Below are 17863 nucleotides of genomic sequence, written 5' to 3' on the forward strand. Positions count from 1 at the left end.
ATATACTCTGATTTTGTTTTGTTTATAAAATAAATGTGATATAATATAGTTGAGGTGAAAAAGATGGATTATAATGAATTAGAACCTAAGATAGTATTTCAATATTTCAAGGAAGTATCGAATATTCCGCATGGTTCTGGAAATACAGAAGAAATATCAAAATATTTAATGAATTTTGCAAAGGAACATAATCTTAAAGCAATTTATGATTCCGGCAGAAATATTATAATTTTTAAAGACGGTACAAAAGGGTTTGAAAACAGTGGGCCTATTATTTTACAAGGTCATATGGATATGGTGTGTGACAAAGTACCGGATTGCACTATTGATATGTCTAAAGAGGGCTTGACATTGTGTACCGACGGTGAATATTTATGGGCTGACGGTACAACGCTTGGCGGTGACGACGGAATTGCGGTTGCTTATATCCTTGCAATTCTTGCTTCAGACGATATACCTCATCCGCCTATTGAGGCAGTTATAACAAGAGATGAGGAAATAGGTCTTTTAGGTGCGGCTGAGCTTGAGACGTCATATCTGAAAGGTAAGCGTTTAATTAATATTGACAGTGAAGATGAAGGCATTTTTACCGCCGGTTGTGCCGGTGCAATGATTTATACTGCCAATATTCCGATAGAATTTGAAAGCAGTGACAACAACACTTTGCGTATAGAAATAAGCGGTTTAAACGGAGGACACAGCGGTATTGATATTGGCAAGCAACGTGAAAATGCAATCAAATTATTAGGGAAAATACTTTATGAGTTATCACAAGATTGTAAATTTTCTGTTTGCGATATAAAAGGGGGAGTTAGAGAAAACGTCATACCTAAGCAAGCATATGCCGTAATCTGTATAGAGGATACATCGAAATTAAAAGACATAATCAAAAACATAAAATCAGAATTAATCAATACGGAAAAAGGCTTAAAAATAACGTTTTCAGAAACTGAAAGCAATAAAAAACTTTCAAAACAAAGTACCGATAAAATAATAACATTTCTTACAAATACAAAATCTACCGCATTAAAGTTTAACAATAAAAATGAAGTGCTTACATCACTGAACTTAGGTGTTGTTTCGTTAGCGGATAATACATTTCAAGCAAGTTTTATGATTAGGTCCAATTTGAAGAATGAAAAAGAACAACAATCGGACATTTTAGATGAATTAGTGTTATCACTTGGCGGTTCGTTTGAACATTCCGCAAGCTATCCTGCATGGGAATATGCTGAAAATTCAAAATTAAGAGAAACTATGACTGCTGTATTTGAACGTTTATATGACAGAACGCCTAAAATCGAAACTATCCACGCAGGGTTGGAGTGCGGTATTATTGCCGATAAAATTAATAATCTCGATGCAGTATCAATAGGACCTAATATTTTAGAAATTCATACTCCGAACGAGAAACTTGATATAGCTTCTACCAAACGCACATGGAAATTTTTAATTGAAATTTTAAAAGAATTAAAATAGCTTTTAACAGACAGAAATTCAAAATGAATTTCTGTCTGTTTTTGATTAAGCAAAAATAAGTACAAAAAACATATCTGTGCATAAGAATAATTCTCCTTAAAAATATTTTGATACTGTTTAGACCCACAGGGGCTCTTAGCAATTGTAGCCTCGTTCTAAATAAACCGTCATGCGGTATCTAACTGATTAACAAACTGCAAAGAGTCTGTGACTGGAGCCTTTCGTGAACCGTCAAGCGGTAGGAGCGCACAACCAATCCACAGCATCTTAAACAGTATATCATAGTTCTTGGAGAGGAACTCTAAAAACTACGTAGGGGGTAAAATTCAAAATATCAATCTAAGTAAGATAAATGACGCTTTATTATACTTGGATGCGCATTTTCAAAATTACCTCTTTTGACTTGCGGATACATAGGACAAAATTATGAAATACATATCTATTATCCATTGTTACAATACTCATAAGGTGAAAGATATATTGTTGAGAGAAGTTCTTTTTAGGATAAGAGTTCATAAAACGTCTCTCATTAATATAGTCCTTATTTTAATGAAGATTTCTACCTTTTCATAAGCAAATGGCGGTAATTTACTTTGAAAAATATTTTTAAGATAAAAAAGCAGTGCCTAATGCTATAAAATTCAATAAAGTATTGACAAATCCGTAGAATTATGGTATTATATAAACAAAGTAAAATAGTATTTAGCAAAAAAACATAGTTGAGGAATTCAAAAATTCTGATTCTATGTTTTTTTGTATTCAAATACATTTTAACGGAGGTTTTAATTATGAAAACTTATAAAGAAATACTAAATAACAAATCTACACAACAAATCAGATTGATTACAATTCACAACATATTAAATGATATTGATATGAATTTATTAACCGAAAAAGCAAAACAAATTTTTATTAAACAAAACATTCAAATTTCTGATGAACAGTTGTCAGAATATATTAACTATTGTGCTCAGCAATGGTTAAACGCTATTAGACTCACTACTATTCCCCAAGCCTATGATAATGCTGTTTCAATCTTAGAAAAGCATCAAACATTCTTCAATTATGCTTTATTCACAATAGAAAATGTACTTATCAAGCAAGAAATTGAATCGCAACCTAAAAGAACAACTATATTACAGCTTCTTATAAAGCATAAAAATGTTATTGACCCTATTATTAAAAATTTTATTACAACGCATAATACTTCTACTGATAGTGAAGTTGAGTATAATACCGTTCGTGATATAATTATTGATCAGTTGTCAATTCTTCCTGAATTACCTGTATTTAATACAGTTAATGAAATCAAAAATACTATTAATACTATCTTAGAGTAAAATTATATGAACACATTCAAAAAGGTCAGTACACATAATGTACCGACCTTTTTCTTATTCTGTTTCAACAAATGAAATATTACCGTTTTTGTACACGAACAATGGTTCGTTATTATTACGATAAACTTCTTTGTCCGGAGCTTTGACTACGACAGTTTTAACATATACAATGTTTATAATAGTCGTACCAAAGGTTTTGTAGCTATTTTGGCAGAAATAGCCGTGTTTTTCTCCGTTTGGACGTTCATCAATTATGCAAAATTCAGGATATTCCATCATATCCCACATTGCATCTTCTGATGTGCTTAGGAATTCAGCAATTTTTGAAAGAATAGCCTGCAAGGCATAATTGTTCTCCCGGTTTGATTCCTGCCGGTATTTCGCAATTCACTGTACCATAAGCTGTCGGCACATTAATCACTGCTCCCAAAACAGCTTGTGGAAATGAGATAGTCATATAGTAAACAACGTCTTGACCGGTCCTCACAAAACCTTTCTTCTGTTTTACTTGAATATTGATAACCAAATCACCGTTTTCTCCACCATTGATTCCGACATTGCCTTTGCCTTTTATTTTTAATACCTGTCCACTGAATATGCCTCTCGGAATACTTATATCATATATGAATTTCTTCAATACCTTACCGGTATTATTACAAATTGTACAATTATCGGTATGATTTTCTTCCTTACTGCAAGGACATATTTCTTCATGCTGAACAGTTATCTCCTTTCGGCAGCCGAGAATTGATTCCTCAAAAGTAATTTCTACTGTGGTATATACGTCAGAACCTCGAATACCTTTCTGCTCAGACTCAGGCTTTTCTGATTTTGTTGTTTCTTTCTTCTTTTCTGTATTCGTCTTACTTCCGGCATCACTGAATATAGTACCAAAGTTAAATATAGACTTGTGTTTCTTTTCACGATTTTCTAATATAAGCCTATACGCCTCTGATACTTTTGCAAATTTAGCAGTTGCATCTTTGTCATCTCAATGTAAATTAGGATGAAATTGTTTGGATTTCTCTCTATATGCTTTTTTTACCTGCTCATCTGTTGCTTTTTTAGTAATACCCAATATCTCATAACATTCTTTAATATCCATATCAGAATCCCCCTATCATTTGCATTACATTATTTAAGACTGTATTATCGAGCGGTATATGAACATTAGGAATCATATTGACTGTATAAAGTATGAAATATACGATAATTGCCATTATTAAACCTTTAACAACACCACTTATAAAACCAATTGACTTATCAAGTTTTTCCCCTAAAGGAACTATTTTTACTGCACTTGATATTAAGTGTATTATCAATCCGAATATGAACATAAACAATGAAAATAACAGTATCATTATGAATGAAGATAATAATTTTTCGGCAGATAAATTAACAAAACCTAAGTTAAAAGCATTTCCACCTTGAGACACTGAACCATTGATGCTCTGAATAAAACTACTGATTTTATCACTAATACCCGATTCATTACATACATATTGCGTTACCGGAATAGCTAAACAGCGTGAAAGTATAAAAGACAATATCATTGATATTAAGCCTCCTATACTTTTGATACCACCCTTTTTTAGTCCTATAAATCCGTACACAATAATAATACTAACAAATAATATACTTATAAGCATTTTTCTTCTCTCCTTTCTTTTAAACGTAAAAAAGCAGACAAAAATCAATTCAGATTCTTGTCTGCATAAATTTACTTTGTATTTCGTTGTCACTTCATACTTTAATTTTAGTATAACAGATTTTTTATAGAAGTAAAGTAATTTTAATTTGTTAAATCAAGGTACTCTTTATAAGTCATAGAACGTTCACTATCAATTTGAGAAGCAGGTTCTGAAATTTTTGTATCAATCAGATATTTATAACGTTTTTGTTTGAGTAATCTTGCTAATAGAATATATACGTCTTTACGCTTTAAGCTTGGATTTGTAATTGTAAAATAATTACTGTCTAATGGTGTTATGATACCACTAAAATGTGATTTGATAAATAATGTCATAAATTCTTTGGACTTTTTGGTAAAAATACCGTTATCTGTTTCTACATTAGATAAACATGCTTGCAAAATAGATGCTGCTTCTTGAACCTTAATATTATCTTTCCCATAATAACATCTTGTATTGCCTTTAGTCTGTAATAATTTCAAATCTTTAGCAATAAAACATATTGTGTAAAAATTATCTGTTGTTGAATATTGTTTATTTGGTAAATTAAAATCATCTGTTGGTATTGTACCAAAATCAGTATTATTATATCTATCTATAATATATTCATTCATTCCTATTGCATATAATACTGAATCTAAGAATTCTTCTCTTGAAACATATTCATTATCACTATTTAATTTAACTTCTATTATGTTATAATCATTACAAATTTTTTTAGCATTTTTTAAATTTAATAATAAAATCGGATTAAATACTGAAAAAATATTGATTATAACTATTATTAAAATTGCTGTTACAACTATTTTCTTATTTTTCATTTTAATGCCTTATCCTTTTACAAAAACCTTGTTCTGCTCTTAATGAATTTTCTGTAAAATACCATTCTGATGCATTTGCATATGTACCATCTTGTCTAATATGATCTTAACATACAAATATTAAATATACAATTAGGAAATATGTAGAATTGTTCTGTTATATTTTAGTTATAATTACTATAAGGCAAGAAAATAAAAAAACAGATAAAAATCTCATAATACTTTTCACATAATTACCTTAATTTGCAATCTGCCTTTTATTATACTTAGATTGATATTTTTTTGACAGGTCTAAAAAAATAGCTTAACCATGCGGTTTTTAAGATAGGCTATTACCAACTCCTTTTTCTGATTATTTAATAAAATTATCATATAAGTGATATTCAGAATTCGTCCGAGTGTCCAATCATCAACTAATTTACATATGTTATCAGATTCTACTCCTTTAAAACTCTCTCTGTTCCAACCTGCATTATTCGTTTTAACTTCACAAAAATAAACTTCACCATCTAATAGTTGTATATTATGTGTTTTTAGATAGTCAAAGTTATACCATTGACTATCTAAATTTTTTATCGAATGTTTATAAACATAAAATCCAGTATCTTCTACCACAACTTGTCTGATTTCTGATGATAATATGCCATACACACAGGTTATTATAAAAATTATCCCCACAAAACAAATTCCATAGAGGCATTTTTGGGCAGAATATTTCTTCAAATTAGCTCTAAATCTAAGCAAAATTACGACAGTCGATAAAAGATATATAAAACACGATATAATATTCCTCAAGCCACCTATATAATGATAATTGTGTTCAGAATCATAAAAAGCAAAACTGTCAAATACTGCAAATTTTGTATACCACCACAATAATCCTATCCAAGCTGTTATTACCAATATTTCTATAATAAAGCTATGATTTTCCTCTTTCATATCACAAAACATCTTTTTTATAAATCTCACCTTTTATTGTTTTTAATACCTCATTCATAATATATCCGCTTTCTCATTGGTTCTGTATTTTTATTTGTTCACCTTGAATTAACGGATAGCATATAAGTTTATCTGAATTCAAATTTTCTTTATTCATATCAACACCTGTAATTTGATGATTTTCATAAGCGGTGTAATAATATATTCCCTTGTCACCGTTGCAGCAAGAAGTGTAAATAGTGTATTCGAACTTACCGTCTGTAACTTCACAACAGCCTTTTTGCTGTTCAACCGCACCAAGAATATGAAAAAACTGACTTACACTTTCCGATTCAGTTTCTCCCGACAATGAATTTGTTTTCACGAATGCCGCTCTTACGAATCTTGACTGTGACGATAAATCACCGGGCAAACCGATTGATCCCATACCACGACTGTACATATTCAAATTCAACTTATCCGAAAAATTGTTTTTAGGTGATTTTGGTGACAAATTTATATAGTTATTAAGATTAAACATCTGCTTGTCAAAAGGCGGATTGTTCGTAAGCACACCAACAGGATTGTCATAAATTTTTATACCGTCTTTAATAGATTCAACAGTTATTGCCTCGTTTTTATCGGCGATTATCCAATGTAACTGTGCCAAAGTCATTTTTTCGTTAAAAGGAATGTTCGTTATATTAATTTTTCTAAGCAACTCCCTTGCCTCTTTTACACTTGCACATTTACCTAAAATATACGGTATAAATTCAAATTGCGTGATATTATCCTTATCGTCAATCACTTCTTTATAATCCGCATTGCCGACAAAGTTAAGTCCTGCCATACCAAGACCTTTTTCATTAATTGCGTCATAATAAAGCGGATAATTTTCGGCAATATGAGCCATCCCTATCATCGCGTAATGAGTTTCCATTATGCCCATATTTTTTAGATTGAATTTATAATTTCGAGGTGTTATCGTAATTTCTTCACCATATGAAAATTCATAATCAAGCGTTCTTCCGAAATAAAAATCTTTTGTTTTATACGTTGCTGCAGTACACATAAAATGTTACCTCCGATAAATTATTTACTTATATTATAACACAAGACAACCCAAAAATTTCAGGTTGTCTTGTGAATTTTTTGTTAATTTGCTTTTATGCCGACTTTCATATTGTCAATGTTGGTTGCCCAAGTAAAGTTCTTTTCAACTCTTACCGCCAAGATTTCCATTGCATTAAAATCTGTTGCATTTTCAAAAGGCATATCTGTTATTTTAGCTGTTTTACTGCCGTCAGAGATAGTGGCGTTGCATACTTTTTTATCAAAGTCACCCTCAATAACCACATTATAAACAGTGTCTTTATTAAAGCCTGTACCTACGTCCTTCCAATCTGTTTCAAGAAGTCCGTTTGCTATTCCGCCGTTTGCCGAATATTGCAATTCCGCACCTTTTTGGGTTTTCAATGCAAAGAATGTATTTTTTGATGAATCGGCAAATCTCAATTCACCGTATGACTGTCCGCCTGTACACTCGCCGACTTTCCAATCAAGCTCAATTCTTACTGTACCGTTCATTTTATACGGAAGATTATAAATTGCATTTCTGTTTCCTTTTGTACTGTCCTCAAAATGCATTACTTTGCCGTTTGTTCCTTGTGCTACCGCGATATTTGCCAGTTCACCGGGCTTTTTCGTACCTGCCCATTCAAGTTTATCGCCTATATTATACTTTTCATAATCTTCGTTTATATACATTTTCCACGCTACATTATTAGAATCTGTATATTCCGTATAGTCCGCCGTTGCCAATAGGTCAGGTTCTTCTGTCGGAACCGGTGTTTCAATTATTTCCTGATCTTCCTCTTTGCCGTTTTTTAATGCAGCAGCATAATTTGCGGCATTTGCTTTATCATAGAATTGTACAGATCCGATATATATTAATCTGTTGTCTGCGTCCCACTCAACCTTTTTACCGATAGATTCAGCAATAACTCTAAGAGGTATCAACGTTCTGTCATTTACTACTTGTGCCGGAACGTCCATTTCAAAAGGAATATCATTAATCGTATATTCGCTCTTATCCAAAGTCATATTTACTTTATATCCGTTTCCAGAAAGTGTAACAGTCCTTGTCGAGTCATTATATCCAACGTCCATACCCAAGCTTTCAGCGATAAATCTAACCGGTACTAATGTTCTGTCATCAACAATTATCGGTGTAACGTCACTGTTTTCTGTATCAATTTGTACAATATTATTGCCGACATAGGCATTTGCGCAGTCAACTGCCAATTTTACACTTAATGCACCTGTTTTTGCGTTAATGTCATAGGTACCGTGCGAACCTGTCAAATCAGGGTTTGTGATTTTTTTGCCGTCTTTTATAACATATCCCTCAAACATAGGTACTTTTGTTGTTTCAGCACCAAGATAATAGCTTAAATTCGGCGGTTGATTGTAGTGGTTATTTTGTACCGCAACAGACGCTCTGTAATATGAATCATGCATTAATGTATTCAATTTATATGATGTAGGAATTGAAGTCGAGTATATTCTTATTTCCTTTTCATCTGCGGTTTTCCATACAATTTCTTCACGCCAGTCACCGAACAAATCCGCACTGATACAAGGTACTGCCTTTGTACCGCTGTTTGACGCGCAATCATCCGCAGTCATAAGCACGTCAACAGACTTGTCCTCCCAGTTATATTTTGATACGGTTGTACCGTCAAGCAATTCGCTAAGTAAATCACCGTCCCAATAAACCTTGAAATTCATCGGAATAGTTGCGTCGCTGTCAACAGTACCGTCAATTTTTCTGAACTTAAAACCATTCCATGTATCAGCTATATTTTCACCGCTGATATTGGCAGGAATTGTTGCAGTTGAGCCCCATACTTCAAAGCCTTTGTGTGTAGGGTCTATATCCGCCGAACGACTTCTGCCTGTATCTTTATTTTTGCTGTAACCCCATTGAACTTCACCTGTTCTTGCATCGTGATACTCGATATTTGCCATAAGCTGTGATGTTTCGTGACAAGCCCACGTCATATAGCCGTTAAAATCGGGATCTGTTTTTGCAACATCAAACGCATCTCCATGAGCCAATTTTTGAGCATTGCCGTCATTATCATATACCTTTACGGCATACATTTCGCTTCCGTCATGGTCAATAGCCATAGGTCCGGATAATATTTCGTCTTTTCCGTCAAAATCAACGTCTACCGTTACAAGATTATGGTTGCACGCACCCCATATACTGTTTACATCATCTTTGTTTTCGGTATTGTGTACCCAATCTTCTTTAAACTTTCCGTCCTCAATATGCCATGCTGCCGCTCTTACGTTATCCCACGCACCACGCACCATAACAACACTCGGTGTTACACCGTCAAGATATGCCAAGCCGAAAAGATAGTGGCTTGCTCTCTTTGTAAGACGTCCTGTATCACTGTATCTGTATGACCAGTCCGAAAGCGGTTCTTTTGACGGTTTTAGGTCTGTTCTGTCTGTTTCCTCACCTGTTTCGCCGTCATATATCGAAAGAAATTCAGGTGTTGAAACTATGTATTGTCTGTCCTTAAATATTGCCAAATTGCTCTCCGACTTTGAATAATCGGTTATTCCGTCACCGTTCGTATCGCCTGTTGTATTGCCTTTTCCGTCTGTTGTACCCTCGAACGAACGCATTATAACTTCTGCTTTTCCGTCGCCGTCCATATCATATGCAAGGAAGTTTATATCTACTTCATTAATTTCGTTAGGACCTATATCGATTGTCCACATATGTGTACCGTCTGTTTTGTATGCCTCGATAACAGGATATGATGTTCTTGTGTTAACGTCCATACTCGGCACTCGTCTTAACAAAATTTCGTATTCTCCGTCACCGTCAAGGTCTGCAACCGCACCGTCATCAATGTTGTATCCTTCACGCTCCGTTACTTTAAAGCCAATATAATTTTTATCCCATGCCGTAGTCGTATACTCTACTCCTGTTTCTTCACCGTTCTCTACTTCTTTTAAAGTATACTCTGCATTTGTACTTGCTCCGGTATGGAAAAAGTTTGTCGTAGTTATCGGCTTGTCATTCAGCTTTTCACCGCTACAATAAAGATTGTATGTCAAGCTGTTTGAATCCGTACCTAAAAAACGCCAGCTTACAAGCGTTCCGTTTTCTCCCGGTACTGCCACCAAACCTCTTGAAAGATTTTCAAACTGTCTTTCATTTTTTGGTCTTTGCTCATACAATTTTTCTGTATCGGCACGTTGTTCTTGATTTACTTCCGCCTCATAATGACCGAGTGTAAAACCGTCGGAATCATTATATGCGTCAAATTTTGCAAACGCACTTGCACTGCTTGCAAGCATTATCGCAGAAACCACCGCTGAAATCACACGAATTTTGTTCTTCTTCATCTTCATAGCACTTCCTTCATAATTTATTTATATTTGGAATTATATCACAAATATTTCGTGTTGTACAGACTTTTTTTGTGCAAATTCATTATTATTAAAGTGATTATAAGTGTTATAGGAAAAACAGTGGCGGCCAAAATGCCCATTTTCAAATTGTCGCCAAGCATGCCTGCTATTTTACCTGCAAATGTAGGACCTCCTGCACAACCTACATCTCCGGCTAGCGCAAGAAATGCGAACATAGCCGTACCTCCGCCTTTTATAGAGGTTGACGCATCGCTGTATGTTCCGGGCCAAAGTATGCCTACCGAAAACCCTGATACCCCAATCCCGATTAAGCCGACAATCGCCGATGATGAAAACGATACCGTTAAATATGAAAGCACACATAAACAACCGCTGAAAACCATCATTTTATACAGATTGATTTTTTCTCCGAATTTACCGTAAATCGCTCTTGAAATACCCATAAGTACAGAAAATACCGTAGGTCCTACCAAGTCACCTATTGATTTTGATATTCCGAGTGCCTTTTCAACAAATGCCGACGCCCACTGGCTTACAGACTGTTCACTTGCTCCGGCACAGCACATAATAAGTAAAAATCCCCAAAATGCCTTTTGCTTTATAAGTTCTTTTAAAGAAAGTCCGTTTTCTTCTTCGTTAATAAGCGGTGCAATAGGCACTTTTAGAAATGTCAATCCGTTTATAACAGGTACTGCCGCCCAAACAAGTGCAAGTATCTTCCAATTATCAATACCAAATACATTAAAGAATATTGTTGATATTACTACTACTCCCGCCGTACCCCAACAGTAAAATGAATGTAGCATACTCATAGTTTTGTCTTTATGTTCATTCGGACAAGCCTCAACTATCGGACTTACAACAACTTCAAGCAATCCTCCGCCGACTGCATAAAGCAACACCGAAATAAATATTCCCATAAAAGAATCATTCATCATATCGGGCAATATTGCTATCGAAATCAATCCCAATGCCGCGAATAAGTGTGCTATAAGTACAGATAGCCTGTATCCGATTTTATCGATAAAAAATGCCGACGCAAAATCTATTATAAGCTGTAAACCAAAGTTGATTGTAATTAATAATGTTATCTTCGACAGCGGTATACTGTATTGCGATTGAAACGTAATAAACAACAGCGGTACGAAATTGTTTATTATCGCTTGAACTATGTACCCAATAAAGCACGACCGTATTGTACTGTTATAATTAACTTTCATGCTTTCACCTCTTAATTTTTTATAATTATAACATAAATTATCATAGCCTTTATATATCACCGTGACAGTTTGCGGTTCGACTTTCATATTATCAAAGCCCGATATTTCATATCCGCAGACTTCTTTTTCAGTGTTATCTTCATATAGCATCTTTACAGACAAACTGTTTTTATCAAATTCTTCACCGATTTTATAATTCGTCTTTTCTGTTGTCGTATATACTCTAAGTGCATTTTCAGCCACAATACATCAGCCCCCATATTTATCGCTTTTGTTATTCCTTCCTCATCATCACCGAATACCCAATCAATGTTGTTCTTTTCGTTGGGATGCTCCACGGGGGTTATCAAATTATATCCGTTTTTATTTAATTCATACGCAAGGTCTGAACCGCTGTCACTGTATCCGCCCTCTTTCATAGGCTTTCTGATATTCCCCACCTGCGGCGGCTCTTTTACTTGATATAAAATTGCTATATTCATAATATTCATCCCTTTATCGTTTGATAATTTTATTATAATCTTCTTACAATACACTGTCAACATAAAAAAACTGCCGATTTTATGTCGGCAGTTTTTCTGTTTTAACCCAATATATTTTTTAAATCTTCTTCAGGTGTTGTAATTTTTGCAATATTGTAGTTTTCTACCAAGTATCCCAATACATTCGGTGATATAAATGCTGGGAGTGTAGGACCAAGACGGATATTTTTAATACCGAGATGAAGAAGTGTAAGCAGAATACATACAGCTTTCTGTTCGTACCATGAAAGTATCATTGAAAGCGGAAGTTCATTTACTTCACATTCAAATGCCTCCGCAAGTGCAATGGCTACTTTAATCGCACCATATGCGTCATTACACTGTCCCATGTCCATAATTCTCGGCAAACTGCCTATTGTACCTAAATCAAGGTCGTTAAAACGATATTTACCGCAAGCAAGCGTTAATATAATGGTATCGTCAGGCGTTTGCTTTACGAAATCGGTATAATAATTTCTTCCTGCACGTGCTCCGTCACAGCCACCTACCAAGAAGAAATGCTTTATAGCGCCGCTCTTAACTGCGTCAATAACTTTATCCGCAACGCTCAATATTGTTCCGTGTCCGAAACCTGTTGTCACGCTTGTTCCGCCGTTTATACCTGTAAATTGTTTATCCTCGTCATATCCGCCAAGTTCAAGTGCCTTTTCGATAATCGGCGTAAAATCTTTATTATCACCGATATGTGTGATTTCAGGATATGATACAACTTCTGTTGTGAACACTCTGTCAGAATAGCTGTCCTTTGGTGGCATTAAACAGTTTGTTGTAAACAATATCGGTGCAGGTACATTTGCAAATTCTTTTTGTTGGTTTTGCCATGCCGTACCGAAGTTGCCCTTTAAATGCCTATACTTCTTTAATTCCGGATAGCCGTGTGCCGGTAACATTTCTCCGTGAGTATATATATTAATATTCTTATCCTTTGTCTGCTCCAAAAGCAATTTTAAATCAAGCAAATCATGTCCCGAAATTATAATAAACGGACCTTTTTCAACTTTTAAATCAATAGTTGTTGGTGTCGGTATTCCGTAAGTTTCCGTATTCGCTTTATCAAGCATTTCCATACATACAAGATTAACTTTTCCCAATTCCATAACTATCGGTAAAAGCTTATCCATTTCCCAATCTTCACCAAGTGCAAACAATGCTTTCACAAAGAAATGGCTAACTTCATCATTTGTATAGCCGAGTACCATAGCGTGATAAGCATAAGCCGCCATACCTCTGATGCCGAAAAGTATAAGTGATTTCAAACTGCGAATATCTTCATTATCTGTCCAAATATGCGACAAATCATATTCGTTATTTGTTCCGCACGGTGATGCACAAGCAAAACATTGCGGAACAAGCCTTTCTCTTTCTGTGCGAACTTTTTCAATCAATTCATTAAGTGTCTGTTCGTTAAAGCTGACATTTGTAAGAGTTGTAAAAAGTCCTTCTATTATAAGTTTTAAAACGTTTCCTGTCGGTACAACATCACCTGTTGCACGAACAAGTCCGATAAGTTCACCTGTTAATTTATCCTGCAGAGCGGCAACATCTGCGTTTTTACCGCATACGCCTACCTTACCTGTACAACCGGAACATCCTGCTGTCTGTTCACATTGAAAGCAAAACATTTTATTTTCCATATATAAATCCTCCTTGTTAATACTTCATGTATTGACTTTGTGAATTCAGTATAATATAATCTTATAAAAAAATATGTTGTTGCAACAACAAAATACGAGGAATTTATGAATTATTTATTTTTAACAAAAACAGCATTTTTTAACGGACTTTCCGAGAATGAAATTAAGACGATATTAAATTGTCTTGGTGCATATCAAAAAAGTTTTAAAAAATCGGAAATTATTTATTACAGCGGTGATACTGTCAGTGATATGGGACTTGTTTTGTCGGGTAGTGTAAATATTGTCGTCAACTATTATTGGGGTAGCAGTAATATATTCAACCACATAGGTCAGGGTGAAATTTTCGCCGAAACTTATGCGACCATTCCGAATAAAGAAATGCTCTGTGATGTGGTTGCGGCAGAGAAAACGGAAGTTCTGTTTATTAATGTAGAGAAAGTTCTTTCCGTATGTGAAAATCAATGTTCTTTTCATAACCGACTTTTACGAAATCTTCTTAAAAATTCGGCACAGAAAAATATATCTCTCGCCACAAGAATGATGCACACTGCGTCAAAGTTCATTCGTGACAGATTATTGTCGTATTTTTCAGAACAGGCGATTTTAAACGGCGGTAATACATTTACTGTCCCATTTTCACGTCAACAGCTTGCCGACTACCTCGGAGTTGACCGCAGTGCAATGTCAAACGAGCTTTCAAAAATGAAACATGACGGATTAATTGACTACCAAAAAAATGATTTTATACTTATAAATAATGATTTTTAATTTTTGTGTTGACACCTATGGTAAAATATTATAAAATATTAGATATGTAGTAAAATAAGGAGTTTTAATTATGTTTGATAAATTAGAGGCGCTTGAAGAGCGCTTTCAGCTTGTATCTGAGAAGATAAGTGACCCTGATATTATCGCCGACCAAGAGTCATGGCGTAAATACTGTAAGGAACATTCGGACCTTACACCGATTATTGATAAGTACAGAGAATTGAAGTCAGCAAAGCAGACTGTTGCAGATGATAAGGAAATGCTTGAAGCAGGACAAGACAAGGAATTTGAAGAAATGATACGTCTTGAAATGGCAGAGGCAGAAGAAACAATCGAAAGAGCAAGTGAAGAATTAAAAATTCTTCTTCTTCCGAAAGACCCTAACGACGAAAAGAACGTTATTATGGAAATCCGCGGCGGTACAGGCGGTGATGAAGCCGCACTTTTTGCCGCAGACCTTATGAGAATGTATTCAATGTATGCCGAGTCAAAGAATTGGAAAATCGATATTCTAAGCTCTAACCCTACCGACATCGGCGGTTACAAAGAAGTCAGCTTTTCAATCGAAGGTCAAGGTGCATACAGCAGACTTAAATTTGAAAGCGGTGTACACCGTGTTCAGAGAGTTCCCGAAACAGAATCAAGCGGAAGAATTCATACTTCTGCCGTTACGGTAGCTGTTTTACCGGAAGTTGAAGAAGTTGAAGTCGAAATTAATCAGAATGATCTTAGAATTGACGTATTCCGTGCAGGCGGACCGGGCGGACAGTGTGTAAACACAACTGACTCCGCGGTAAGAATTACACATATTCCAACAGGAATTGTTGTTTCGTGTCAAGACGAAAAATCACAGCACAAGAATAAAGATAAGGCTATGAAAATTCTTCGTTCGAGAATTTATGATGTTATGGAAGAACAACGTCACAAAGAAATTGCAGACGAAAGAAAATCGCAAGTCGGCAGCGGTGACAGAAGTGAACGTATCAGAACATACAACTTTCCTCAAAGCCGAGTTACCGACCACAGAATTAATCTTACATTATATAAACTTGAACAAATACTTGACGGTAATCTTGATGAAATTATTGATGCACTTGTTACGGCTGACCAAGCCGCAAAACTTGCAGGTCAGAATGATTAAGGAGATATAAAAATGGATTTACACGAAAATTTAAAAGGTAAAACAGTTGTTATAACAGGCGGCAGCGGTATTTTATGCCGTGAATTTGCTTACGCTTATGCTAAACAAGGTATGAATGTCGCTGTTTTGGGACGTACACTTTCAAAACTTGAAGAAGTTCGTGATAAGATAAACGAACTTGGCGGTAACGGTCTTGCCGTTGTATGTGACGTTGTTGATAAGGACAGCGTTATCAATGCAAAGCAAGTTGTAAACGATACTTTCGGAAAAGTTGATATACTTGTAAACGGTGCAGGTGGCAATCACCCAAAAGGTACTACAACAAAAGAATATTTTGAAAAAGGCGATATTGAAAATCCCAATGTTGTTTCATTCTTTGATTTGTCAAAGGAAAACTTCAATTATGTATTTGACCTAAATATCGTAGGTACTCTTATTCCTACACAAGTATTTATAGTTGATATGCTTGACAATCCTGGTGCTAATGTGCTTAATATTGCGTCAATGAGTTCGTACCACGCAATTACAAAAGTAAGCGCATATTGTGCCGCAAAAGCCGCTATTTCCAACTTTACCGAATGGCTTGCCGTACATTTTGCAAAAAGCGGTATCAGAGTCAACGCTCTTGCACCGGGCTGGTTTGAAACAGTACAGAATAAAACACTTTTGAGAAATCCGGACGGCTCACTTTCGGAACGTTCAAAGAAAGTTCTTGCTCATACTCCTATGGGACGTTTCGGTGTTCCGGAGGATTTGACAGGCACATTGCTATGGCTTACCGACAGCGCTCAATCAGGTTTTGTTACAGGTGCTACAATCCCTGTTGACGGTGGTTTCCAAGCATATTTTGGAGTTTAATAAAAAAGAAAAGCTTAAAACCTTTCGGTTTTAAGCTTTTTATTATTGGAGGAAGGGATGGGATTCGAACCCACGAACGGCGTAAGCCGTTACAGCATTTCCAATGCTGCGTCTTCAACCACTCGGCCACCCCTCCATACTTGCAGTATTCTATCATAAATTTCGATAATTGTCAATATTAAATAAAAGCAAGTAGTAAATATTTACCCAAGTGCCACATCAAGAATCATCATAAGTGTAAAACCTACTGCAAACATTACAGTACCGATATTTGAGTGGTCGCCGTGTGACATTTCGGGAATTAATTCTTCTATTACAACATACATCATCGCCCCTGCGGCAAAACTGAGGAAATATGGCAATACGGGTATTATAAATCCTGACGCAACGACAGTAAGCACTGCGCCTATAGGTTCAACCACACCTGAAAGCACACCGTATAAAAACGCTTTTCCTTTACTCGTTCCCTCGGCTTTAAGTGGCATTGATATAATTGCACCCTCCGGGAAATTCTGAATTGCAATACCGATTGCCAAAGCCAACGCACCCATAGCCGATATTTGCATATTTCCTGCAAGATAACCTGCATACACAACACCCACAGCCATTCCTTCTGGAATATTGTGAAGTGTAACAGTAAATACAAGCATTGTTGTCTTTTTCAATTTACTTTTTGGGCCTTCAGCTTTATCGGTATCCATATGCAAATGCGGTATTATATGGTCCATTGCCAGCAAAAACAATATACCTATCCAAAATCCCACAACCGCCGGTACAAATGCAAACTTCCCCATTTCCGCCGCATAATCCATTGACGGTATAAGCAAGCTCCACACAGACGCGGAGACCATAATCCCTGCCGCAAATCCTGTTAAGGCACGCTGTACCATCTTATTCATCATTTTCTTCATAAACAGTACGCAAGACGCACCAAGTGTCGTACCCAAAAACGGTATCAATATTCCTCTTATAACTTCGCCCATATATTCC

At 35.4% G+C, this 17863-nt stretch carries 17 protein-coding genes and 1 tRNA gene; 5 read left to right on the forward strand and 13 right to left on the reverse strand.

All coding sequences use genetic code 11. From position 1 onward, the window contains the following. Positions 1-63: 63 nt before the first annotated feature. Complete coding sequence (locus ACSAMO_RS01385; protein ID WP_499209633.1) at positions 64-1479, forward strand: aminoacyl-histidine dipeptidase; 1416 nt, start codon at positions 64-66, stop codon at positions 1477-1479. 788 nt (positions 1480-2267) lie between these two features. Then, positions 2268-2819, forward strand: a complete 552-nt coding sequence (locus tag ACSAMO_RS01390) for a hypothetical protein (RefSeq protein WP_412614614.1) — start codon at positions 2268-2270, stop codon at positions 2817-2819. 54 nt (positions 2820-2873) lie between these two features. On the opposite strand, the gene ACSAMO_RS01395 is transcribed toward ACSAMO_RS01390, so the two are convergent. From ACSAMO_RS01395 to hcp, 11 genes are all read right to left on the reverse strand, one after another. Further along, positions 2874-3161, reverse strand: a complete 288-nt coding sequence (locus tag ACSAMO_RS01395) for a hypothetical protein (RefSeq protein WP_412614612.1) — start codon at positions 3159-3161, stop codon at positions 2874-2876. Then, the gene (locus ACSAMO_RS01400; RefSeq protein ID WP_499210078.1) at positions 3133-3756 is read right to left on the reverse strand and encodes a J domain-containing protein; all 624 of its coding nucleotides are present in this window, start codon (positions 3754-3756) and stop codon (positions 3133-3135) included. Before ACSAMO_RS01400 ends, ACSAMO_RS01395 begins: the two co-directional genes overlap by 29 nt. Before the next feature lie 54 nt (positions 3757-3810). Continuing rightward, positions 3811-3924: a J domain-containing protein gene (locus tag ACSAMO_RS01405; RefSeq protein ID WP_499209634.1), complete on the reverse strand. Its 114-nt coding sequence runs from the start codon at positions 3922-3924 to the stop codon at positions 3811-3813. 1 nt (position 3925) lies between these two features. After that, a complete protein-coding gene (locus tag ACSAMO_RS01410) occupies positions 3926-4468 on the reverse strand; it encodes a CvpA family protein (protein WP_499209635.1) in 543 nt (180 codons plus the stop codon). Positions 4469-4611: 143 nt separating this feature from the next. Further along, positions 4612-5331, reverse strand: a complete 720-nt coding sequence (locus tag ACSAMO_RS01415) for a hypothetical protein (RefSeq protein ID WP_412614605.1) — start codon at positions 5329-5331, stop codon at positions 4612-4614. 291 nt (positions 5332-5622) lie between these two features. Next, positions 5623-6270, reverse strand: coding sequence for a hypothetical protein (locus tag ACSAMO_RS01420; RefSeq protein WP_499209636.1), 648 nt, complete (start codon positions 6268-6270; stop codon positions 5623-5625). Positions 6271-6343: 73 nt separating this feature from the next. Then, the gene (gene bsh / locus ACSAMO_RS01425) at positions 6344-7321 is read right to left on the reverse strand and encodes a choloylglycine hydrolase (protein ID WP_499209637.1); all 978 of its coding nucleotides are present in this window, start codon (positions 7319-7321) and stop codon (positions 6344-6346) included. Positions 7322-7404: 83 nt separating this feature from the next. Then, positions 7405-10686, reverse strand: coding sequence for a rhamnogalacturonan lyase family protein (locus tag ACSAMO_RS01430; protein WP_499209638.1), 3282 nt, complete (start codon positions 10684-10686; stop codon positions 7405-7407). A gap of 38 nt (positions 10687-10724) precedes the next feature. Next, positions 10725-12170, reverse strand: a complete 1446-nt coding sequence (locus ACSAMO_RS01435; protein ID WP_499209639.1) for an MFS transporter — start codon at positions 12168-12170, stop codon at positions 10725-10727. Then, positions 12080-12409 carry a hypothetical protein gene (locus tag ACSAMO_RS01440; protein WP_499209640.1) on the reverse strand — a complete coding sequence of 110 codons (330 nt, stop codon included), beginning with the start codon at positions 12407-12409 and terminating at the stop codon, positions 12080-12082. The genes ACSAMO_RS01435 and ACSAMO_RS01440 overlap by 91 nt, the downstream gene beginning before the upstream one ends. A gap of 101 nt (positions 12410-12510) precedes the next feature. Beyond that, positions 12511-14103 (reverse strand): hydroxylamine reductase, encoded by a 1593-nt coding sequence (hcp, locus tag ACSAMO_RS01445; protein ID WP_499209641.1) that lies wholly within the window; start codon positions 14101-14103, stop codon positions 12511-12513. 105 nt (positions 14104-14208) lie between these two features. Here hcp and ACSAMO_RS01450 point away from each other — a divergent pair, with 105 nt between their 5' ends. From ACSAMO_RS01450 to ACSAMO_RS01460, 3 genes are all read left to right on the forward strand, one after another. Further along, positions 14209-14874, forward strand: coding sequence for a Crp/Fnr family transcriptional regulator (locus ACSAMO_RS01450; protein WP_412614592.1), 666 nt, complete (start codon positions 14209-14211; stop codon positions 14872-14874). 70 nt (positions 14875-14944) lie between these two features. Next, complete coding sequence (prfA, locus tag ACSAMO_RS01455) at positions 14945-16015, forward strand: peptide chain release factor 1 (protein WP_117967150.1); 1071 nt, start codon at positions 14945-14947, stop codon at positions 16013-16015. 12 nt (positions 16016-16027) lie between these two features. After that, positions 16028-16873: an SDR family oxidoreductase gene (locus ACSAMO_RS01460; RefSeq protein ID WP_499209642.1), complete on the forward strand. Its 846-nt coding sequence runs from the start codon at positions 16028-16030 to the stop codon at positions 16871-16873. A 46-nt stretch (positions 16874-16919) separates the two neighbouring features. On the opposite strand, the gene ACSAMO_RS01465 is transcribed toward ACSAMO_RS01460, so the two are convergent. Beyond that, positions 16920-17009 (reverse strand) — tRNA-Ser (locus ACSAMO_RS01465). Between the two features lie 67 nt (positions 17010-17076). Further along, entirely contained in the window at positions 17077-17856 is a 780-nt protein-coding gene (locus ACSAMO_RS01470; protein ID WP_499209643.1) for a ZIP family metal transporter, read from the reverse strand. Between the last annotated feature and the right edge of the window lie 7 nt (positions 17857-17863).

Source organism: Ructibacterium sp. SJQ-7, from assembly GCF_054696575.1.

Bases quoted from the DNA above. Each gene is read 5' to 3' on its own strand.
- ACSAMO_RS01385 (WP_499209633.1), top strand. From the start codon at position 64: ATGGATTATAATGAATTAGAACCTAAGATAGTATTTCAATATTTCAAG.
- ACSAMO_RS01470 (WP_499209643.1), bottom strand. From the start codon at position 17,856: ATGGGCGAAGTTATAAGAGGAATATTGATACCGTTTTTGGGTACGACA.
- ACSAMO_RS01405 (WP_499209634.1), bottom strand. From the start codon at position 3,924: ATGGATATTAAAGAATGTTATGAGATATTGGGTATTACTAAAAAAGCA.
- ACSAMO_RS01450 (WP_412614592.1), top strand. From the start codon at position 14,209: ATGAATTATTTATTTTTAACAAAAACAGCATTTTTTAACGGACTTTCC.
- ACSAMO_RS01430 (WP_499209638.1), bottom strand. From the start codon at position 10,686: ATGAAGATGAAGAAGAACAAAATTCGTGTGATTTCAGCGGTGGTTTCT.
- bsh (WP_499209637.1), bottom strand. From the start codon at position 7,321: ATGTGTACTGCAGCAACGTATAAAACAAAAGATTTTTATTTCGGAAGA.
- prfA (WP_117967150.1), top strand. From the start codon at position 14,945: ATGTTTGATAAATTAGAGGCGCTTGAAGAGCGCTTTCAGCTTGTATCT.
- ACSAMO_RS01390 (WP_412614614.1), top strand. From the start codon at position 2,268: ATGAAAACTTATAAAGAAATACTAAATAACAAATCTACACAACAAATC.
- hcp (WP_499209641.1), bottom strand. From the start codon at position 14,103: ATGGAAAATAAAATGTTTTGCTTTCAATGTGAACAGACAGCAGGATGT.
- ACSAMO_RS01410 (WP_499209635.1), bottom strand. From the start codon at position 4,468: ATGCTTATAAGTATATTATTTGTTAGTATTATTATTGTGTACGGATTT.
- ACSAMO_RS01420 (WP_499209636.1), bottom strand. From the start codon at position 6,270: ATGAAAGAGGAAAATCATAGCTTTATTATAGAAATATTGGTAATAACA.
- ACSAMO_RS01415 (WP_412614605.1), bottom strand. From the start codon at position 5,331: ATGAAAAATAAGAAAATAGTTGTAACAGCAATTTTAATAATAGTTATA.
- ACSAMO_RS01460 (WP_499209642.1), top strand. From the start codon at position 16,028: ATGGATTTACACGAAAATTTAAAAGGTAAAACAGTTGTTATAACAGGC.
- ACSAMO_RS01440 (WP_499209640.1), bottom strand. From the start codon at position 12,409: ATGAATATAGCAATTTTATATCAAGTAAAAGAGCCGCCGCAGGTGGGG.